The organism is Poriferisphaera corsica (assembly GCF_007747445.1).
GTDB lineage: Bacteria > Planctomycetota > Phycisphaerae > Phycisphaerales > Phycisphaeraceae > Poriferisphaera > Poriferisphaera corsica.
In genome coordinates this window covers 2,614,673-2,634,727 of the sequence record NZ_CP036425.1, presented here as the reverse complement: position 1 = coordinate 2,634,727, position 20,055 = coordinate 2,614,673, and the positions used below count along the sequence as shown (strand labels likewise).

Annotated in this window: 13 protein-coding genes, 1 tRNA gene and 1 other RNA gene; 5 read left to right on the top strand and 10 right to left on the bottom strand. The window is 48.2% G+C overall.

Going from position 1 to position 20,055, the window contains the following annotated elements:
• Positions 1–149: 149 nt before the first annotated feature.
• From KS4_RS10785 to argJ, 5 genes are all read right to left on the bottom strand, one after another.
• Positions 150–4,238: a hypothetical protein gene (locus KS4_RS10785; RefSeq protein ID WP_145077852.1), complete on the bottom strand. Its 4,089-nt coding sequence runs from the start codon at positions 4,236–4,238 to the stop codon at positions 150–152.
• Between the two features lie 695 nt (positions 4,239–4,933).
• A tRNA-Leu gene (locus tag KS4_RS10780) sits at positions 4,934–5,007 on the bottom strand.
• Between the two features lie 101 nt (positions 5,008–5,108).
• Positions 5,109–6,740 carry a hydantoinase B/oxoprolinase family protein gene (locus KS4_RS10775; RefSeq protein WP_145077850.1) on the bottom strand — a complete coding sequence of 544 codons (1,632 nt, stop codon included), beginning with the start codon at positions 6,738–6,740 and terminating at the stop codon, positions 5,109–5,111.
• On the bottom strand, positions 6,737–8,785 hold the full coding sequence (locus KS4_RS10770; protein ID WP_200761170.1) for a hydantoinase/oxoprolinase family protein: 2,049 nt from the start codon (positions 8,783–8,785) through the stop codon (positions 6,737–6,739). Before KS4_RS10770 ends, KS4_RS10775 begins: the two co-directional genes overlap by 4 nt.
• 23 nt (positions 8,786–8,808) lie before the next feature.
• Positions 8,809–10,047, bottom strand: coding sequence for a bifunctional glutamate N-acetyltransferase/amino-acid acetyltransferase ArgJ (gene argJ, locus KS4_RS10765; protein ID WP_145077846.1), 1,239 nt, complete (start codon positions 10,045–10,047; stop codon positions 8,809–8,811).
• A gap of 374 nt (positions 10,048–10,421) precedes the next feature.
• Between argJ and fbaA the strand changes: the two genes are divergently transcribed.
• Complete coding sequence (fbaA, locus tag KS4_RS10760; RefSeq protein WP_145077845.1) at positions 10,422–11,456, top strand: class II fructose-bisphosphate aldolase; 1,035 nt, start codon at positions 10,422–10,424, stop codon at positions 11,454–11,456.
• Between the two features lie 85 nt (positions 11,457–11,541).
• Here fbaA and KS4_RS10755 read toward each other — a convergent pair whose 3' ends face one another.
• From KS4_RS10755 to KS4_RS10735, 5 genes are all read right to left on the bottom strand, one after another.
• Positions 11,542–12,198: a hypothetical protein gene (locus KS4_RS10755; RefSeq protein WP_145077843.1), complete on the bottom strand. Its 657-nt coding sequence runs from the start codon at positions 12,196–12,198 to the stop codon at positions 11,542–11,544.
• A gap of 369 nt (positions 12,199–12,567) precedes the next feature.
• A complete protein-coding gene (locus KS4_RS10750) occupies positions 12,568–13,077 on the bottom strand; it encodes a hypothetical protein (RefSeq protein WP_145077842.1) in 510 nt (169 codons plus the stop codon).
• Entirely contained in the window at positions 13,074–13,628 is a 555-nt protein-coding gene (locus KS4_RS10745) for a hypothetical protein (RefSeq protein WP_145077840.1), read from the bottom strand. The genes KS4_RS10750 and KS4_RS10745 overlap by 4 nt, the downstream gene beginning before the upstream one ends.
• Positions 13,625–14,341 (bottom strand): RNA polymerase sigma factor, encoded by a 717-nt coding sequence (locus KS4_RS10740; protein WP_145077838.1) that lies wholly within the window; start codon positions 14,339–14,341, stop codon positions 13,625–13,627. The genes KS4_RS10745 and KS4_RS10740 overlap by 4 nt, the downstream gene beginning before the upstream one ends.
• A gap of 181 nt (positions 14,342–14,522) precedes the next feature.
• Entirely contained in the window at positions 14,523–15,047 is a 525-nt protein-coding gene (locus KS4_RS10735) for an NUDIX hydrolase (protein ID WP_145077837.1), read from the bottom strand.
• A gap of 139 nt (positions 15,048–15,186) precedes the next feature.
• On the opposite strand from KS4_RS10735, the gene KS4_RS10730 reads away from it, so the two are divergent.
• The 4 genes from KS4_RS10730 to ssrA all read left to right on the top strand — a co-directional run bounded on the left by KS4_RS10730 (position 15,187) and on the right by ssrA (position 19,732).
• Positions 15,187–15,726 (top strand): ferritin, encoded by a 540-nt coding sequence (locus KS4_RS10730; protein ID WP_145077835.1) that lies wholly within the window; start codon positions 15,187–15,189, stop codon positions 15,724–15,726.
• A 436-nt stretch (positions 15,727–16,162) separates the two neighbouring features.
• Positions 16,163–17,710, top strand: coding sequence for a carboxypeptidase M32 (locus KS4_RS10725; protein ID WP_200761169.1), 1,548 nt, complete (start codon positions 16,163–16,165; stop codon positions 17,708–17,710).
• A 120-nt stretch (positions 17,711–17,830) separates the two neighbouring features.
• On the top strand, positions 17,831–19,273 hold the full coding sequence (locus KS4_RS10720) for an alpha-amylase family glycosyl hydrolase (protein WP_145077832.1): 1,443 nt from the start codon (positions 17,831–17,833) through the stop codon (positions 19,271–19,273).
• Between the two features lie 76 nt (positions 19,274–19,349).
• Positions 19,350–19,732, top strand: a transfer-messenger RNA (tmRNA) gene (ssrA, locus tag KS4_RS10715).
• Positions 19,733–20,055: the final 323 nt, after the last annotated feature.

The following is a 20,055-nucleotide window of genomic DNA, read 5'->3' as shown; positions in this document are numbered from 1 at the left end:
AATCACTGCATAGTAAGTTTTGATTATATGTTTGGGCGTGTTGTTGCACTAGATTGTTTGTAGAGTTTGGGTGGTTTTGGTTGGCTAAAAAAAACGTAACGGCGTTTGGATTGGCCGTTACGTTTAGGTAGCTTGTGTGAGTGTTGCTGTTAAGCGTGAGTTTTTCTGCGGTGAGTAAGGCCGAGCGTTGCGAGGAGGAGGAGTAGACTAGACGGTTCCGGGATTGCGGTGATTGCGTAGCTGCTGAAGTCGTTGGTATAGAATGTGGCCCATCCGTTTAGGATGTCGAGGTCTGGCGTGTTGAATTTAGACCAGCTGCCATCGTAATGCCAAATGGTTAGATCATCTGCATTCAGAGTGTTGCTGATTGAGAATGAGAGCATGACGCCTGCGTTGTCGGTGAGGCCGTTGATGTCAAAATCCCAGCTGGTTTGAATGTGCTGATTGTTATCGAGTTGTGATTCAAGATCGTTAAGTGCTGAGCTGCTTGTTTTGGATGCGGTGAACTGAATTTCAGGGTTAAGCAAATTGCGTTGGAAATTGACGATGAGTGATTCATCGATTTTAACGCGTTGTGTTTCTGTGAGATTGAGGGCTAATTGTTCGTTGTTGTTGGCGTATTGAAAATCAGAGACGGTGAATTGTAGTTCTGATTGATCCCAAGCGCCGCCGAATGCAGTGATGCTGCCAAAGTTATGGTCAGTGGATGTGTCGAGTGAAATTGGGGTATAGGTTCCAGTGATGAGTTGCTGGTCAGCAATCAGGTTTATGAGGCCGTAGTTTGAGAGTTTTCCGCCAATTTGGAGCATATTATTATCAGAAACAACAATGGTCGCTTTTGAGCCGAACCAATTTTCTAATTTGTTATTAACGATCATTTTTGCGTGGTTAGAAATGGTCAGGCGTCCATAACCTTGAGAGAAAGAAAAGGGCGCATATCCACCGATGTTCACGTTGTCGGCGATAATTTGGCCCTGATCGGCGATGTCAAGAGATCCGTAGCCGCCAAAGCCAATACGAAGGTTCTGATTGATGTTCCATGAGGTTTGATCGCCTGAGATGCTGGCTTTACCAAAGGAGTTTTGGTTGTAGCCCAGGTATACGTATTGGGATTGAAGTACGAGGCCATCCTGAAGCGTCATGGATGCCTGACTGTTGTGGCCGACGGTAAGATTGCCGATAAAGTTTTTGCCGCTAAAGTCAGCGTTGACCGTGATGTTTTGGTTGGAATCTTTGTTTAGTTTGATGGATTGTTTGAGTCCGCTTGCTGCGTTGAAGAGCAAGTCGGCATCACAGCCAACCCATGCTTTGGTGTTGATGGTGCCGAAGCCGTTGAGTTGATCTGCGGTTGCGACCAGTTGATTTGTTGTGAGGGTGCCGTTGGAGAAGTGAATTTGATTATCGTTGTTATCACGTTGTGTGACTCTTGTTGTATTTTGTACAACGACATGAGCATTATCGAGGATGTCAAGAAAACCGGTGCCTTGGTCGCCAATGAAGAGGTTGTTGGAGACGTTTAGTTTGGAATTTAGACCCTCAACCGCCAGTGTGCTTGATGAACCATAGTCTCTGCCGATTTCGACATAAGCACTGTTGACGATGCCGCCATTTTGAATGTAGATGGTGGAATCGTTGTTTTCCCCCATGGTGATTGTGTCTGCATTATTCCAAACGGTGTTTTGGCCAGAGATGTTAACAGTCGCGTCTAGTTCAGTATTTTTGCTGGTAAGTGTGCCGCCGTTGGTGATATTGACGGTAGCGGATTGCTGATTCCCGATGTATAGGTTGCCGTTGTTAATCCATTCTGAGCCGGGGCCGTCGACGGTCACGTTTACTGGTTGGAGTGTAGAATAGGTACCGATGTAAGCATCGGAATTTGATAGAGAAGCGCCATCGACGATGTCGATGCCGGCTATGCCAACTCTTAGATCCCGTTCAATGTTCCATTGAGAATTGTGGCCGGCAATAAAGACGTTTGCAGTTGCTTCATTGCTGGTGTTAATGTTAGCGGAGCGGCTATTGACGATGCCGCCATCAAGGATGTTGAGGGTTGCTCTGCCTTGGTAGCCGAGGTTGATTGTGTCGTAGCAATGCCAAGTGGAATTTTCACCCTGAATGGTGACTGTGCCTTGCGAGGAGGCCGAGTTGCCGATGATGCCGTTTAGGCTGTAAATTTTGACACCATGCTTGACATCAACAGAGGCCTTGTCGCGATAGCCGACGAAGAGGTCGTGCCAGCCGAGTTTGCCGCTTAGGTCGAGGTTGACGGTGACGTTTTGGTATGAGTTATCATTGAGTGTTGTTGTACTGATTGCTCCGTTGGTTGCATCAAAAACCCAAGAAGTGTCATGAGTGTTCCATGAACCGGTATTGATGATGCCGGTACCACTTAATTGCTCGGATTTGGCAACGAGTTGTCGGGTTGTGAGCGTTCCGCCGTTTGTGAAGTTGATCACGCCGCTGGAGCCTTTGCGTGTGGCGATGGCGGTTGTGTCTTTGACATTGACATTTGCACCATCGAGGATGTTGAGTATGGCGTTACCATAAGCGCCAACAGTGAGGGGGTGCTTGATGTTCCATGTTGAGTGAGGGCCGGCAATGGTTACGATGCTGTTTGATCCTTCACTAAATCCTAAGGTAGCAGAACCGTTAGCGTTGATGGTGGCGCCATTTGTGATGAGTAAGGATGTTTTGTTTTGGCTGCCAACGGAGACGCCGCCACAGTTAATGACGGAGTTGTGGCCATCGATGATTGCTGTGGCTTCGGATTGTAAGCCGTATCCTCCGATGGAGAGGTAGGACGTGAGGTTGAGCTGCCCACCGTTTGTGATGTTTATCGCTCCTATGCCATTATTTGCAACAGTTAGGCTTTCACCGTTTAGGCTGGAGTTGTTGCCGTCGATAGTTATCGAGCCGTTTGTATCAGAGCCAAAGGCGATAGAGCCGTAGTCTGTATAGTTGACGGTACCACCGTCTTTGATTTCAAGTGTTCCGCTGCCGCTGCCTGCGATGCTTAGATATGTGCCAATATTCCATGTAGAGTTATTGCCGCTGACAACTACGGATCCATTGGCGAGAGTATTCCAACCGATGATGCCTTTCGTCTCGGTAATTACAGTTGCTCCATTCAGTATAGATAGCGATCCGTCACCTTGATTGCCAATGACGAGCCCGTCGGTGTTGTTCCATTCGGAATTGGCACCATCGACAATTACTGAACCTTGCGAGCCGACATTGAACCCTATTGAGCTATATGTATTGCTTACTCTGCCGCCATTGGAAATGGTTAGGCTGCCTTGGCCTCTATATCCTACGTGCAATGAGTCATTGCAGTCCCAAAGAGAGCCATCTCCTGTAACTGTGACAGAGCCGGATGAATCGGGTTGGTAGCCGATGTAGCCTTTTCTGCTGAAGACCTTGATACCATTTTTTACAACCATTGATCCATCGACACTTGTATCGGCCACGGCTGTCTTACCACTAAGATCAAGGGTTAGTGAGATGTTATGTTCAGGGCTGATGTTTAGGCGTTGAGTATTGGTTGCTCCACTTAAGGCATCAAAGACCCAATCATGGTCGTTGTAGATCCATCCATATGTGTTGATTGAGCCTGTGCCGAGTAGTTGTGTTTTGTATAGGCGAAGTGAAGTGGTGTTGAGTGTGCCGTTGTCAAAGTTAATTTTCCCGTTGATATTGTTTTCATGGGAGAATCGGGTTGCCTGATTAACGTTGATGGTACCATTGTTGGAGATGTTTAGTGTGGCTTCTCCAAAGCTGCCAAGTATGAGATCGCCATTGTTCTGCCAGACTGAATTGTTGCCATCCACGGTGACTGTGCCAGAAGATCCTCTTTCGCTGCCAATGACACCATTGGCGTTCGTAACCTTTGCGCCATCCAGAATGTTGAGTGAACCGATACCTTGCTTGCCTATGACAATATCTTGCGTTAGCAACCATGATGAGCCTTCATCACGTATAACAGCAAGGCCTGCATAATCCTTGGTAATACCCAAGTGTGAGGCGAGAGTATGAAGCGAGCTGCCAGAGTTAATCTCCAGTGTGCCGATTTTGCTTGGGTGGTTTTGGCCATTGAGAATTACGGTTGTGTTCTCGTTCCATGTAGTGGGATTGTCAGGATATACATGCTGAGTGGCCGTGATTTCGGCTGATGCATAGGTGCATGGCATGCATAGAGAAGTAGCCAGTAATAGTCGCTTGGTGGAAAATAAGTTTCTCATTTTGACCCCGAAAATTAGTATGAATCATATCGTGTTAAAACATTGTGTGATTATTGATAAACAATAAAGCACAAAATTAGGATAACGCCACGACCTTTGGGAGTATTCAATCAAAATATAATGCGTGTTCGCAGAGAAGTGTTCTCGAAACTTAGCACTACCCGAAATTTATTGCATTATCGATCGATTGATGGTTAAGCATTTTATCCAGCAAGATAATTATAACAGATATTTATTGAGGGAAAAATAATGATGTCCCAAAACCCAACTTATTAGAGTTACATAATTATAAGTAATTGAATAATCGTACTTATTGTGCAGATGATTGTGTGCTTAGAATTGGGTCTGTAGGCATGGGGGGATTGGGCTGTTTAGGGGGTAAGGCAAGGTGTGGCTTTGTATGACTGTATATTGCCTAGGGTACTACTATGATAAATTCTCAGAGCGTATTGCTTATTGGTGTGAGAAATATGCATGTAGGAAATAAGTATCCGAAGATGATGATATTCGTTTGTTTGCATCGCTATAACAGGTATTCGAGTGTCATTGAGAAACTGCTGCATTGTATTGAGTGTTAAAGTCGTTATGTGGATACATTTGCTGGTTATGGCCTTTAGTAGAGATATCGCGGGTATGTGAGGTGATTGCAAGTTGGAATAAAAAAACCTCTTGCATATACAAGAGGTTTTTAAAGATGGCTCAGGTGGGACTCGAACCCACACTTGTGCGATTTTAAGTCGCATGCCTCTGCCAATTGGGCTACTGAGCCGAGGGATGATGATTTTAACAGCATGCGAGCGGTTTTGCATCTTTCCCGAAGTTTCCGCAAATCATTATCTCGTTTTGTTGGAAAGTGTCGCGTTTGAGAGGTTAAGCGAGCCAATGGCCGCCGCTAGGGGTTTGGATTTGCACGCGATCACCGGGTTGCAGGTTGAGTGAGATTTTGGCAGGTATTGGTTGTGGTATTTCATCTTTTTTGATCAGCGTGTTGTGGCCGATCGCTCCGGCAGGAGGTGAACCGATTGGGAGCGAGTAGGGTGGATGGACACGACGCTCTGTGATAAGTGTGACGATGGCGGTGGTGTCGAAGATATACTCACGCATCAAACCGTTGCCCCCACGGTAAGCGTTTGGAGGTAATGAGTCAGGGGGGAGATCGTTGATGAGATACTTGCCGATACGGAATGGATAAGCGTGTTCGAGCGCTTCGATGGGCGTATTAAGCGTATTGGTCATGTGTGTGTGAATGGCATCTGAACCGTGAGATGATTGTGTAGCACCTGCGCCGCCAGCAATGGTTTCGTAATAAGCGAAGGTTTGTTTATTTGCTGAATCATTGGATGAGATGGGAGAGGATCCGATGGTGATATTGTTCATGGTGCCTTGCGAGGCTGCGGGGATTTTATTGGGGCAGGCTTGCGCGAGTGAACCGAAGACCGTATCGACGATTCGTTGAGAGGTTTCGACATTGCCAGCGGCAACGGCTGCGGGATAAGTTGCGTCAACAATGGTGCCGGGCTTGGTCGTGATGCGGATTGACTTTAAAACGCCGGAGTTAGATGGGATTTCCTCATCGGCAAGGCAGCGGAAGCAGTACATGACGGCTGACTGTGTGATGGCATGTACGGCATTGATTGGGCCGATCGATTGGGGGGTTGAGTCAGAGAAATCAATGGATGCGGATTGACCAGCGATGGTGAGTTTGGCGGTGATGGGAAGGTTCGTGTTGCCGTGGCCGTCGTCATCCATGTAATCGGTGAAGGAATATGTACCGTCTGGCATGTCGCTGATGATGGATGTGATATAGCGCTGCGTATAGTTTTGTAGTTCACCGCCTAACCGAGTAATCGTCGCAAGTTGGTACTTATCGCAAAGTTCGGTCATGCGGGTGATGCCGATGTCGAGTGAGGCAAGTTGGGCTTTGAGATCGCCGAGTCGTTCGTCAGGTGTGCGGGTTTGGTTTGCAATATCGGTGATGAGTTTATCAGTGATTCGTGTTGGTGGAATACGTACTCCCTCTTCGCTAATGTTTGTTGAGAGGGGGAGTGAGCCGGGCGTGATACCGCCGACGTCGGCATGGTGGGCGCGATTGCAGACGTAAAACGAAGGTTGTTCTTGGTTATCAATAAATATGCCGGCTACAAGTGTGATATCTGGGAGATGGGTACCACCCTCGTATGGGTCGTTGACGATAAAGCGGTCAGTGGGGTGAATGCCTTCGTGTTTAAAACGGTTGATGATAGCTTTAACAGATAGAGGACATGAGCCGAGATGGACAGGGATATGTGCGGCTTGAGCAATCATATCGCCACTAGTATCGAATACAGCGCATGAATAGTCGCGGCGTTCCTTGATGTTAGGCGAGTAGGCGGAGCGCATGAGGCGGATGCCCATTTCCTCTGCAATTGAGGTAAATAAATGCTTAAAAACCTCTAGCTCGATGGGGTCGGTATTCGGTGATTCAGAATTAGATTGTGAGAGATTACTTGAGGGAGGGTTCAAGAGTGATCCTCCTTGCGAATGATTATGTGGCCGGTATCAGTGACGACACCATGCCATGTTTCGGGGATAACCGTGGTACTGGAGTATTCACTGAGAATTGTATGAGGCGGAAGAACATCATTTGCGTTGAGTTTCTCGCGATGCAAAAGCGTGTAGCAGACTGGTTTGCCAAGTTCGATAACGGGGGTTGTTCTTGGTTGATCTGGCAATTGCTGTTTTAAGGGTGTTGGCTGATGTGTATATGGGGCTGATGTTGTGGCAGTGACGCGTAATGTGACAGCTTCAATAGGCCGGCTATGCGCCAGATAGCCATAAAGACGTTTGTGCTCCAGTTCAAAAGCTTGAATGGGATCAGTGGTGTCGAGTGATACGGTGATCTCATATGATTGCCCTTGATATCGCAGGTCGATTTGAGGTCGAATATTGTGTGACTTGACTGGGATATTCTCAGACTCAAGGGCATTATGAGCTTGGGTGATGAGTGTGGTCAGTTCGTTCGTGATTCTCGAATGTTGTAATAGATCAGGGTAGTTTCCGTGATCGTCAGTGCGGATGGTTTGAAGGATTGTGTGAGAAAAATGATGGATCGGCTTAGCCGAGAGCATGCCGACAGCGGAGAGTAGGCCGGGGTGCGGTGGGAGGAGGACAGTCTTGATACCGAGTTGATCTGCAAGTGAGCACGCGTGAAAACCGCCTGCGCCGCCAAATGTAATGAGGCTGTATTCGCGAGGGTCGTGCCCTTGCTGAAGTGTGATCTGACCAACTGCTTTGGCCATGGTGATCTCTGCGATGCGAAGAATACCCTCGGCGGTTTGATGGGGAGTGAGTGAGAGTTTGGATGCGATTTGCGAAATGGCTTTTTCAGCGAGTGAAGGATTGAGTGTGATATCGTTGCCGAGGGTTGTTCCTTCAGGTATGTGCCCGAGGAGAATGTGAGCATCGGTGACGGTGGGTGTGAGGTTGTTTGTGGGTTGTTTGCCGTAGCTGGCAGGGCCAGGATCGGCTCCTGCTGAGCGTGGCCCGACTCGAAGAGCACCGCCTTTGTCTATCCAAGCAATAGATCCGCCGCCTGCGCCGACGGTGTGGATGTCGATCATGGGCAGGTGGACGGGCAAACCTGCTGCGGTTTGCTCAGTCGAAAGCTTATACTTTCCGTCCTGGATCAGTGATACATCTGTCGATGTGCCGCCCATATCAAATGTGATGAGATTGTTTAAACCAGCCAATTGACCCGCATGGATCGCACCCTGTACGCCGCCAGCAGGCCCCGAGAGTACGGTACGGACTGGGTGATGTCGTACTGCTTTAGCAGGGAGGATGCCGCCATGTGAACACATGATACGGAGTTGCTCGCTACCAAAATGTTCTTCCAGACGTTTGATGTAGCGATTCATTGTTGGGGCAACGACTGCATTAATCGCACAGGTTGAAGCTCGCTCGTATTCGCGATACTCGGGTAACAACTCAGAGGAAACCGTTAGATGCACATTCGGCAGTACGTTTGCGATCGCCTGTGCAATCAACTTTTCATGAATCGAGTTAGCGTAACTGTGCAGCAAGCAGATTGCGACAGATTGGATCTGCATATCTCGCAGCTTGTCAATCATGGTCTTGCAAGCTTGTTCAGAAAGAGGTGAAATGATTTCGCCATTAAAATTAAGGCGTTCAGGAGCTGCGATGCAATGGGAACGTGGTATGGGTGGATTGCTGCGTTTGGGATTGATCGCGTACAGATCGGGACGTGTTTGCCGTGCAATCGCAAGCGTATCGGTGAAGCCTTCAGTAAAGATCATCGCAGTGGGTGGGTTGTCGATATTGCGGAGTTCTAATAGTGCGTTAGTTGCGACTGTGGAGCCGTGGATGACGGTAATATCAGAAGGCTGAGCTTTATTGATTTTACTGAAGAGTTCAGTGATACCTTGTATGACAGCGAGTGAAGGATCGTCGGGTGTTGAGAGTCGTTTGTGTGTTTGGATAATGAGGCCGTCATCGCTCATGAGGACGATGTCGGTAAACGTGCCACCTGTATCTACACCGATTCGCATGTTTGGTTTTATCCTTTGCGAGATCAGGTTGTGTAGTCCGCGTTGATCGCGATATAGTCGCGAGAAAGGTCGCAGCCGAGCCATTCAACAGTTTGGTTGCCATTGGCTAGATCGAAAGTGAAGGTGATCTCTTTTTGACTCATCATGTTCTCTAGCGTCGATTGATTGTCTTTGTCCATCTCAATCGGCATCCCTGCGGAGAAAACGTCAATATCACCGATAGAAATGCGCAATTTCGTCGCATCATATGCGATACCTGTTTTACCCATTGCCATCGCAAGACGGCCCCAGTTTGGGTCTTTGCCATGCACTGCGGCTTTAACAAGTGGCGAATCCGCAACCGCCCGGCCTATAGCATCGGCATCATCTATCGTTGCCGCGTTCTTTACAATGACCTTGAAGATTCGTTCGGCTCCTTCGCCGTCTTCGATGATCATATAAGCAAGCTCTTTACTAAGGCTGATCAATGCTTCAACAAATGTTTCATAATCAGTACATTCTCGAGCGATCGTTTTGTTTTTAGCGTCACCAGATGCAAGAACGATCACGGTATCTGAAGTTGAGGTGTCTGAATCAACCGTGATGCGGTTAAAGGATTGACTGACAGCTTGCTTAAGCGCTTGGCTAAGCATGTTGCTGTCGATGTCGCAGTCGGTGGTGATGTAGGCAAGCATGGTGGCCATGTTTGGCGCGATCATACCAGAGCCTTTGGCGATACCGCCGAGCGTGATGGTTGATCCGTCAGTTAGCGTAACGGTGCGGCTAGCTTCCTTCGCAACCAGATCGGTTGTCAGGATTGCTACGGCAGCGTCATGATCAGCTTCTTTACCTGAATTGATCTGATCGAGTGCATCGTTGATGCCTGCTCGGATTTTGTCCATCGGGAGTGGGCGGCCGATGACACCTGTGCTTGAAGGCAAAACATCAGTCGTTTTGCAACCCAAATGTTTTGCAACCAACTCGCACATTTCGGTGGCATCAGCAAGACCTTGATCGCCGGTGCAGACATTGGAGTTGCCTGAGTTGACAACGATTGCTTGAAGCTTGCCATCACGGATGTGTTGCATACCAATCAGTACCGGAGCACCTTTGATGGTGTTGCGTGTAAATACGCCAGCAGCAACCACAGGGCGGTCCGCAGCGATGACGGTGATATCTGGCTTGCCAGAAACCTTGATACCAGCCGTCGCTGAGCCGGCCCGAAAGCCTCGGGGCAGGGTGATGGAACCGGGATGGATCTGATTGTCTTGTATCGCACTCATAATGCTTATTGTTACAGCTTCGGGCCGTGTGGGAAAGTCAGCTTTCCTGCGATGTTTATAAGCAGAGCAGCACGGAAACGTTGACTCATGTATTCGCAAATGCGGAAAATCCTGCTCAGCTTGTTAAATTTGCGTTTTCTTGCGGATTTCTGCCCGTTCTATCCTCCAAATTGCCTCTTCAATTTGTCGGCTTTTGGGGTAGACACTATAGTAAGGACTCTCAGGTCCGATTCTGGAACGTGGAGTTATGGCTCGGCCTCTTAACCGGTCGAGAAAGCGTCCCACCTGCCGCATCTGAGACATTGGAAAATCATCGAGATTCGAGCCGAATTCGCATTCGACTCCCTAATTTTCATGCAGAAAGAGGTATTACCATGCCCGTTGCAGATTATAAGACTTACTGCAAAATGCTGGACAACGCGTACAAAAACAAGTTCGCATACCCAGCCATCAACGTTACTTCCGAAATCACTGCTAACGCAGCTCTGAAGGCTTTCGCTGACCTCAAGTCAGACGGCATGATTCAGGTCTCAACTGGCGGCGGCAAGTTCGCTTCCGGTATCAACGTCGGCAGCATGGTCGAAGGCGCTATCTCAATCGCTGAGCACGTGCACCGCATCGCTGAACAGTACGACATCAACGTCGTCCTGCACACCGATCACTGCCCACCAGATGCTGTTGAAACCTTCATGATTCCACTCATCGAAGAATCAGAAAAGCGTGTTGCTGAAGGCAAACTGCCTTTGTTCAGCTCACACATGCTTGACGCTTCCGGCCTCCCACTCAAAGACAACATGGACCTCTCAGTTCCTATCTTTGAGCGTATGGCTAAGATCGGTCAGATCCTCGAAGTTGAAGCTGGCGTTGTCGGCGGTGAAGAAGACGGTGCCGCTGGTACTGAAGACACCCCAGACGAAAAAATGTACACCACCCCAGAAGACATGGTTTACGTTTACGAACGTCTCTCAGCTGTCAAGAACGGCCGCTACATGTTTGCCGCAACTTTCGGCAACGTCCACGGTGCATACAAGCCAGGCGTTGTGAAGCTCGATCCGTCTATCCTCAAGAAGGGCCAAGACGCGATCAAGGCTAAGTTCGGCGACGACGCTTACTTCTGGCTCGTCTTCCACGGCGGTTCAGGCTCAGAAAAAGCCAAGATCGAAGAAACACTCGATTATGGTGTCGTCAAGATGAACGTCGACACCGATACTCAGTACGCTTTCACACGTGCAATCGCTGACCACATGTACAAAAACTACGACGGCATCCTCAAGGTTGACGGCGAAGTTGGTAACAAGAAGTTCTACGATCCACGCGTTTACCTCAAAGCTGCTGAGAACGCCATGGCTGATCGTATTAAAGAAGCCATCATTGACCTTCGCGCTGAAGGTAAATCACTCAACGCATAAGTTGATTGATCTAAATCAGACGATAAAACAAGCCTCGAACATTTGTTCGAGGCTTGTTCTTTTAATACTGCTTACAGTCCACATTTTAGTCCTGCTGCGTAATCAGCTTGTGGACGATATCCGTCGCTTTTTCCTTCATCTGAGGATCATCAGACTTGCCATAAATTTCAGTCAGCTTCATTTGGATCGCACGTTTCACCGTGTCATTAGGAGCATCAGGCAAGCAATGCTCTAAATACGCAGCATACGCTTCCTGTGTATCAAACAATTTTTCAGATCCAAGTATCGCACTGACAGAAGCCTTGTCTTGATCATCAGCAACCTCAGTATATTGATCAACAATATTCAGGTACATCTGTCCAACCTTCAAGTACCACGTAATGAATCCCCAGTTGCACATCTGACCTTTGCCCCATTTGCCATCCATCATGCCCATCTTGCCGCCCATCATTTTGTTGCGGTCCATACCCATTCCCATACCACGACGCATCATCATGCCTTGATCATCCATCTTCCCATCATGCCTCATGCCATGCCGTCCCATGCGCCCACGCATATCATCATCCATCATCGCCCCGTCCATATCATCCTGCTGCATCATCATGCCATCACGTTGCTCATTCTGCATTGCCTTATCCATATCATTGTCATCATCTTGTCCATAACTCGGCAAGTACAATGCGGCAACCAGACCACTCACGATAAACAGCGTCACAACGCTCGCAATCACTTTACGTTTCATCTTTAAATCTCCATGACATCAGCCACCGACCGATGCGTCATCAGCCCGACACATGCGAACCACGTGACGCCACGTTTTCGAGTCATACTAGGCCCGAGAAAATCAGCTTTTATTGCAGGTAATGGAAAACTCACACACAATCAGCAAAACACCTAGTCCATACCACCACCAAATCACAGTTCCTTATTCAGACATGCCCTCAATGGGTTACCGCCCATACCTCAGCATGAGATTGTCGCTTACTTCAATCCTTATCCAGATCTACAAACATACATGAACTGCACTTGTGCATTGTTCAGCGCATGAAATAGCGGGATCCGCTTTCACGAATCCCGCTTCTCCAACTGCGCTCACCACGCGCTTTTAGTCTTATTTCATCAGGATCAAATCTTTAAGATACGTCCGTGATTTCTTCATAGATGCTTCTGTCATGTCTTCTTTCACAATGTCAGCGATACGCAATCTGATTGCTCGGCTAACAGCGGTGCTATCAACCTCAGGTAATAAACCTTCCAGAAAAGCCGCGTATTCTCCCGGAGATTCAAATGAATCCTCCGCCATCAAAACCGCCATAATCGCTGACTTGGTTGGGCTTTCAGCGACAGTCGAATATTGATCTGCAACATCAAACATGCCACTTACAAACTCCATGTATTCGAGCATGTCTTCAAGCGGGCCAAATTCCTCTTCGAAATACATCTCACCTTCTTCCCAATTACGCTCATCATGCACCGGATACGCCGTCGCCGCGCCTGTATATTCACCTGCTTTGCTTAACATCTGCTTATGTGGATGTGCTTCACTCTTAACATTCAATATCAACAGCAAACCTAAAATTAATGCTGCCCCGCTGATCATAATCATTCCGCTCTTTTTCATAAGACAGACTCCTTTTTGTTCTGTTCGCGTTGTTTTCTCTTCTTGATATTCATTTGCCACGGCGATGTATTGCGTGATCTTTTGAACGAAAAATGGATCTTTCGGAAGCCTTGGCTCAGCTTAGCCGACTGGTTCGAACGCTTCCCGCGTACATCATGGATCTTCTTAACGATCTGAAGATCAGGCAAATCGATAATTAACTTTTTCCCCGCTATTTTCTTACTCAACAAGTGTTGTGACTTTAATCCCCCCGTTGCAATCTCTGGCCCCAAAGTATCAGACTGCCCCTGATCCGAATTCGCTATAAATAGAACGCTTAACCCAATGAGCAGCATCGCTGCAATCGCACCGATACCCACCCAGCGGTAGTTCATCATCTGGAATGCGTCACGCGCCTCGTTATTCTCGAGTCCATAGTCTAGTCTTGATTCAATATCTGAGTATAAGCTGCCTTCATATCGCATGGCTCGATAAGCTTTCGCAGTCTCATTCAACGGCGACTCAATAATCGAATCTAAGTTTTCAGATTGTGATTTGTGATCCTTTGTCATGGTTTCACCTTCATCATCTTTCTCAGCTTTTTAATCGCTTTATGTAATGATGACTTAACAGTTCCAGTGGAGCATCCCATTGCTTCCGCAATCTGTATGATCGATAGTTCCTCGAAATATCTCAATAAGACAGCTTCACGTTGGCGAGCAGGCAATATATTGACATGATCAAACATCAACGTGATCATTTCCTTTTGCTCAATCGCCTGGTTCCCATAAGCGCCAGTTAAATGATCTTTCGCTTCAAGCATTTCCGCCTCGACCCGCTGCATATCCCCCCGCTTCCTCCGTCGCCTCATCTCGCGGCAAACATTCACCGCAATCCCCAAACTCCATGTCTTCAATTGGCTATTGCCTTGAAATCTATTTAGCCGCTGTATAAAGCGGATCGCGGTTTCCTGAGCAGCATCCTTTGCAAGCTCAATATCGCGTAACTGTACGATGCAGAACCGGTACCAGATATCTTGGTACAACTCGATCAGCACGCACATCGCTTCACGCGAACCTCTAATCGACCGCTGCACAAGCTCCGCTTCATCTTCAACATCGCACATCACCGACGTGCTAACCGAGCCGAGGATTGAATCATCCTTGGCCTTATGCTCGACTTCAGTTGTAAACGGCAGCGTATTCGACATCTGCGTTTGGCGATCCTGTTGGAGGGTTTGTCGTGAGGACAAGATGGGGTGTATCTGACAGGTGAGGTCAGCCATCAATTTTGTGTCACTTCACACGATGAGTGACACAACCAGCATAAAGGTTGCCTAGAAAGATAAAAATAGTCATTCATGTCTGGGCGAACGAATAAAACGCTGTGTGCGTCCGCGAAAACCATAAAAGATCGTCAGCCAGACAAAATGTAAGTGATTTCAGAGAAAGGGTTTGAAATGAAAATCAGACGGGGTAATGACGGGGCAGAGCTTTATTGAGATTTTCAATAAAGAAACGCGAATTTGGGATTGCATCGGGATGAGTGATCGCTTGTTCGGTGGTCAGCCAGAGGATTTCATGCACTTCGTCTGGGTTGTGGGCGAGGGAATCAGGGTTTTTGAGTTTCGCGAGGTAGCCGAAAAGGGTGAGGGGCTTATCGGGAACGTCGTAATCCCAGACCTGTTCAAGGAGCTCGACGTCGGCACCGATCTCTTCGTGCATTTCTCTAAGTGCTGCGGTTTCATAAGGTTCGCCATGCTCGCGTGCGCCGCCAGGGAAACAGATGGCGAGCGGAGCGGGGACATGGGCGGAGCGGCGGATCATGAGCCATTTCTGATCTTCAGGGCGGTAGCAGGCGACGACGACGCCGTGAACGCGACCGTTATGTGTTGGTCTGCCTTGAGTTACACTTTGAAGCGATGGGTCAGGGGATATACCCTTAGGCGCAGGTGCTGCTGAGTTAGTTCGGGGGTTGTCGGGTGCGGTCATGGATTGATTGTAACAATCTCAAAGCGAAGAGGCAGGGCAAGTCGAATAATGGCATAGGATTAAGTATCGAAATGGGTCATGTTTGATGTAAAGAATCGTCTGGTTGGATCAGTCAGTTTCGGCGTAAAGGTGAATGAAAATGATTGAAAAGAAGATTGAAAAAGCGATTAATAAGCAGATAAATCATGAGCTTACAGCGGCTTACAGCTATATGGCGATGGCTGCGTATTTTGCGGAGATTAGTTTGGACGGGTTTGCTACGTTCATGCACAAGCAGCGTGAGGAAGAAACGCAGCATGCGAATCGCTTGTATCAGTATTTACTGGATCGCGATGGGAAGGTGGATTTGCCGCCAATCAGCTCGCCGAAGATGCAGTTTAATGGGGTGAAAGATGTGTTCGATACGGCGTTGGCGTTGGAGCAGAACAATACAGCGGCGATCAATCATGTGTACCAGGTGGCTGCTCAACATAAAGATTACGCAACACTTAGCGCGCTGCAATGGTTCCTGGATGAGCAGGTTGAAGAAGAGAAATCGATGCGCGATATGCTTGAGATCGTGAAATTTGCGGGAGGTGATAAGGGGGCGATCTTGGTCCTCAATCAACAGATTGCCAAGGGCGCAATACCCGGCGTTCAAGGCGGCGGGTTAGATGGTGGTGGCGGTGGTGGTGCGTAGCGAAGCTGCTAATGGATGTGGCTGATCTGAAATCGAATCAAAAGCATGCAGGCAGCATGAGGCGCTTTTGTGCGCACGGAAAACGATTTTTCGGGGTTTACCTGTAATCAAAATCGAACAGAAATGACCCCAAAATGCTGAACTCTGGTGAGAAACAGCCAATGAATGGTTAGAAATCGTTTCGTTTTGAGAGGTAGAATGGCTTGAATTTCACTTTGGTGCGCGCGTTTTGAAAACATAATTTTTGGCATGGATTTTGCATCTACGAAGCTGAAATATCTTATCATTTATTTGATGTTGTTGAGGTTATATTGTGGGTGGATGGCTGTTTGAGCTAATCAATGATTAGATGATTGTTTAACATTGAAAATTTGGATCAGTTTGCTAAGGTGGGGTAATCGTTGATTAGATGGATGTTGATTGATGAGTGGGGATGATGAAAGAGAGATTAAGCATGACGGGTGAGAAGGCATATGAGCAGTTATGTAAGAAGTATGGTGAGATCACAACGTTGCGCAATGTGAGTTGGGGTTTGCATTGGGATCAGGACGTGATGATGCCGACGATGGGGTTGAAGAACAGGGCGAGACAGTTGGAGATGCTGTCGGGGTTGGAACATGAGATGTTGGTGGTTGATGAGATTGGGGATTTGCTTTCGATCTGTGAAGATGAATGGGGTGAGCAGATAGGGTCGCTTGGGGGAGAAGCGAAGGTTGTGAATGTGAGGGAGATTAGGCGTGAGTATGATTTAGCGCGGAAGTTGCCGGGGGATCTGGTGAAGGCGCAGACGAGCGCGTCGAGTCTCGCGCGGGGGGCGTGGGGGGAGGCGAAAAAAGATAGGGATTTTAAAGGGTTTTCGGGGCATTTGGAGAAACTGCTTGGGATTTTGCGTGAGAAAGCGGATTGTTTAAGTGAGGGGAAAGTGGTTGCAGAGAAGTGGGATGCGCTGGCAGATTTGTATGAGCCGGGATGTCAGGCGCGCGAAGTTGAAGCCGTGTTTAGGCCGCTACGTGAGCGACTAGTTGATTTGGTGGGAAGGATTGCGGAGAAGGGCTATGAGCCAAAGGATGTTGTGAATGGGGTTGAGGTTGGGTTTGATGCGCAGATGAGTTTTGTGAGGAAGATTGCAGAGAAGATCGGATTTGATTTTGAAGGGGGAAGATTGGATACGTCAGCACATCCGTTTTGTTCAGGGTATGGGTATGGGGATGTGCGGATGACGACGCATGTGACGGGAGATCGTTTGGGTGGGACGTTGAGTTCTGTGATGCATGAGAGTGGTCATGGGATGTATACACAAGGCGCGTTGGAGAAGCACGCTGGGATGCCGATGGGGAATTATGTTTCGTTGGGCATTCACGAGAGTCAGAGCCGAATGTGGGAGAATCAGGTGGGACGAAGTGAGACGTTTTGGAAATGGTGTGCGGGTGAGATGCGTCATGAATTTGGTGAGTTGTATGAGGGACTGAATGCACGGCAGGCGTATGAAGGGATGAATGGGGTGAAGCGGAGTTTGATACGGACACGCGCGGATGAGGTGACATACAACTTGCATGTGATGGTGCGTTTTGAATTGGAGGTTGCGATGATGCGGGGTGATTTGGAAGTGGCGGATTTGCCTGGGGCTTGGGATGAGAAGTATAAGGATTATTTAGGGCTGGATGTGCCGGATGTTGGAGTGGGGTGCTTGCAGGATATTCATTGGTCGCTTGGTGCGATCGGTTATTTTCCGACCTATACATTGGGCAACTTGTATTCGGCGCAGTTTTATGAGGCGGCTAAGCGCGCGTTAGGTGATATTGAGGGAGGCTTTGAGCAGGGTGAATTTGTGGGGTTGCTGGGGTGGCTGCAAACGAATATTCATGAGCAAGGGATGCGGTACAGGGCAGGGGATCTATGTGAGGAGGTGACAGGGGAAAAACTGGGAGCGGATGCACTGATGCGGCATTTAGAGGCGAAGTTCGGTGATATTTATGGTCTGTGACGGGGAATGAGTTTCATTAAAAGCTTTTAGTCTAGAGCGAAATAGCTATAATAACGATCAAGGCAGCTGGGCAGTCTGGCTGCTTTTGTCCTGTTGCTATTGGATGATGTGGGTCTAGATATGTTTGAGCGAGAGTATCGTTTAGTGTGTGCGATGTTGCGGCATTTTGTGGTCGTACTGCTTTGTTTGTTGGTGTGTGTTGATGGGCTCTGGGGGGCTGCTGCTGAGGTTGGGGGTGAGCCGACGCATGAGGTGTGGAGTTATAACTTGGGGATGTATGAGGTGAATCTACGTCACTTCAGTGAGCGGGGAGATATTGAGGGCTTTCGGGAGCATTTGGATCGTTTGCAGGCGATGGGTGTGGGGATCATCTGGTTCATGCCGATTCATCCGATTGGTGAGGAGAAGAAGGCGGGGAGTTTGGGGAGTTATTATGCGGTGAAGGATTACATGGGGTTTAATGAGGAGTTTGGAGATCTTGATGGGTTTAAGCGGCTAATTGATGAGATACATAGTCGAGGGATGTATGTGCTGATTGATTGGGTGGCGAATCACACGGCGTGGGATAATGAGATGCTTAAAGCGCATCCGGCGTGGTATACGAAGGGGAAGGATGGTGAGATTGTGAAGCCGGGGGGGACGAATTGGGCGGATGTAGCGGACTTGGATTTTTCTAATCAAGCGCTGCAAGCTTATATGATTGAGGCGATGCGATTTTGGGTGAATGAAATTGGGGTTGATGGTTTCCGATGTGATGCGGCGGGTATGGTGCCGAGCGAGTTTTGGGAGAAGGCGATCGATAAGTTGAAACAAGATCGGGGTGATTTGCTGATGCTGGCGGAGGGTGATGGGGCTTCATTGATGGAGGCGGGGTTTGATATGTTGTATGCGTGGGGATTGCATGGCTTTGAGAATGGGCAGATGTTGGCGAACTATCGCGGGGAGCTGAGTGCGGATGGGTTGGGTGAATATTTATTGCGTGATCGGGGGGCGTATGAAGATGAGTATCGTTTGTATTTCACGTCGAATCATGATGAGAATTCATGGCATGGGAGTGGGATTGAGCAGTTTGGTGAGGGGGCTGAGGTGTATGGCGTATTGACGATGACGGTGAATGGTATGCCTTTGATATTTAATGGGCAGGAGGCGGGTTTGGATCGGCGGTTGGACTTTTTTGAGCATGATGCGATTGAATGGAAGACGGATCGTATGGCAGATGTTTATGGTGTGTTGCTTGCTTTGAAAAAGCGTAACAGTGCGCTGTTTAATGGGAGATTGGGGGGCGGTTTAAAGATGATTGATGTGCGTGATGAAGCGGTAGCGTTGCGTTATTTCAGGGATGCTGGGAAAGATGAAGGGAAGGTTTTGGGGTATGTTCGTGAGAAGGGTGATGATGCGGTGTTGGTGGTGTTGAATTTATCGGCTCAAAGGCGACAGGTTGTTATTGAGGAGCGTGTGGAGGGTGAATATGCCGATGTGTTTGATGGGACTGGATGGCGGATGGGTAAGGAGATTGTGTTGGATGGTTGGGGGTATCGTGTTTTAGAGCGGGTAAGGGAGTGATGCAGGGAGGTAGTCAAAGGGCAGGAATTAGGGTATAATTGATTAGATTAGGGTGTGGGAATGTTCTTTGAAAATTGGGGCCGATCGGTATCGACCGGGCAGGGAAGGCTCGGCGTTGCACGTCGAGGTGTACGAAAACCTCGTTAAACCACGTACAAAAAACTTAATTGCCAACGATAATATCGCTGGTCGTATTGGCTTCGCGCCAGTACGTATGGCTGCCTAATAGTGCTGCCCATCATGTCAAGGAGTGTCTGCGGCTGAGACATGGTGCAAAAGACAGTAGACTCGCTGGATGACTGTATTTCAGGGTCTGAAGGTTAAATAACACTGAGATTGGGTGATAAGGAGACTGTCGTTGGTCGCCTTTGATCCGAGATCAAATTAACGACTATGCGTGTAGAAGCGTCTTGGTGACTGCTATTCGGGACGGGAGTTCGATTCTCCCCGGCTCCATTTAATTCAAATAAAAGAACCACGGTTTATGGCCGTGGTTCTTTTATTTGTGACATTATTTCAGTCTGTTTCTCGGTTATGTTTTCTTTAAGCATTCAGAATATTTGGGTAATGTGATTTGTGAAATATCACATTTATATGCTGCGCAGAACTATTTATTACAGTGTTAACGCCAGGGTGGGAATAGTTGGGGCAATGCTAAAGTCGTTGGTTCAGCAATCGTTGCGGTTAACCTCAACGCCATCGCCGGAACACTTAAGAGCTTGGCCCCGTAGGTATTGCACTTCAATTCCAATTTTTAGCAAAAATATAGGATCACCCTGAAA

Bases quoted from the DNA above. Each gene is read 5' to 3' on its own strand.
- fbaA (WP_145077845.1), top strand. From the start codon at position 10,422: ATGCCCGTTGCAGATTATAAGACTTACTGCAAAATGCTGGACAACGCG.
- KS4_RS10735 (WP_145077837.1), bottom strand. From the start codon at position 15,047: ATGACCGCACCCGACAACCCCCGAACTAACTCAGCAGCACCTGCGCCT.
- KS4_RS10725 (WP_200761169.1), top strand. From the start codon at position 16,163: ATGAAAGAGAGATTAAGCATGACGGGTGAGAAGGCATATGAGCAGTTA.
- KS4_RS10750 (WP_145077842.1), bottom strand. From the start codon at position 13,077: ATGAAAAAGAGCGGAATGATTATGATCAGCGGGGCAGCATTAATTTTA.
- KS4_RS10720 (WP_145077832.1), top strand. From the start codon at position 17,831: ATGTTTGAGCGAGAGTATCGTTTAGTGTGTGCGATGTTGCGGCATTTT.
- argJ (WP_145077846.1), bottom strand. From the start codon at position 10,047: ATGAGTGCGATACAAGACAATCAGATCCATCCCGGTTCCATCACCCTG.
- KS4_RS10730 (WP_145077835.1), top strand. From the start codon at position 15,187: ATGATTGAAAAGAAGATTGAAAAAGCGATTAATAAGCAGATAAATCAT.
- KS4_RS10740 (WP_145077838.1), bottom strand. From the start codon at position 14,341: ATGGCTGACCTCACCTGTCAGATACACCCCATCTTGTCCTCACGACAA.
- KS4_RS10745 (WP_145077840.1), bottom strand. From the start codon at position 13,628: ATGACAAAGGATCACAAATCACAATCTGAAAACTTAGATTCGATTATT.
- KS4_RS10755 (WP_145077843.1), bottom strand. From the start codon at position 12,198: ATGAAACGTAAAGTGATTGCGAGCGTTGTGACGCTGTTTATCGTGAGT.
- KS4_RS10785 (WP_145077852.1), bottom strand. From the start codon at position 4,238: ATGAGAAACTTATTTTCCACCAAGCGACTATTACTGGCTACTTCTCTA.
- KS4_RS10770 (WP_200761170.1), bottom strand. From the start codon at position 8,785: ATGCGAATCGGTGTAGATACAGGTGGCACGTTTACCGACATCGTCCTC.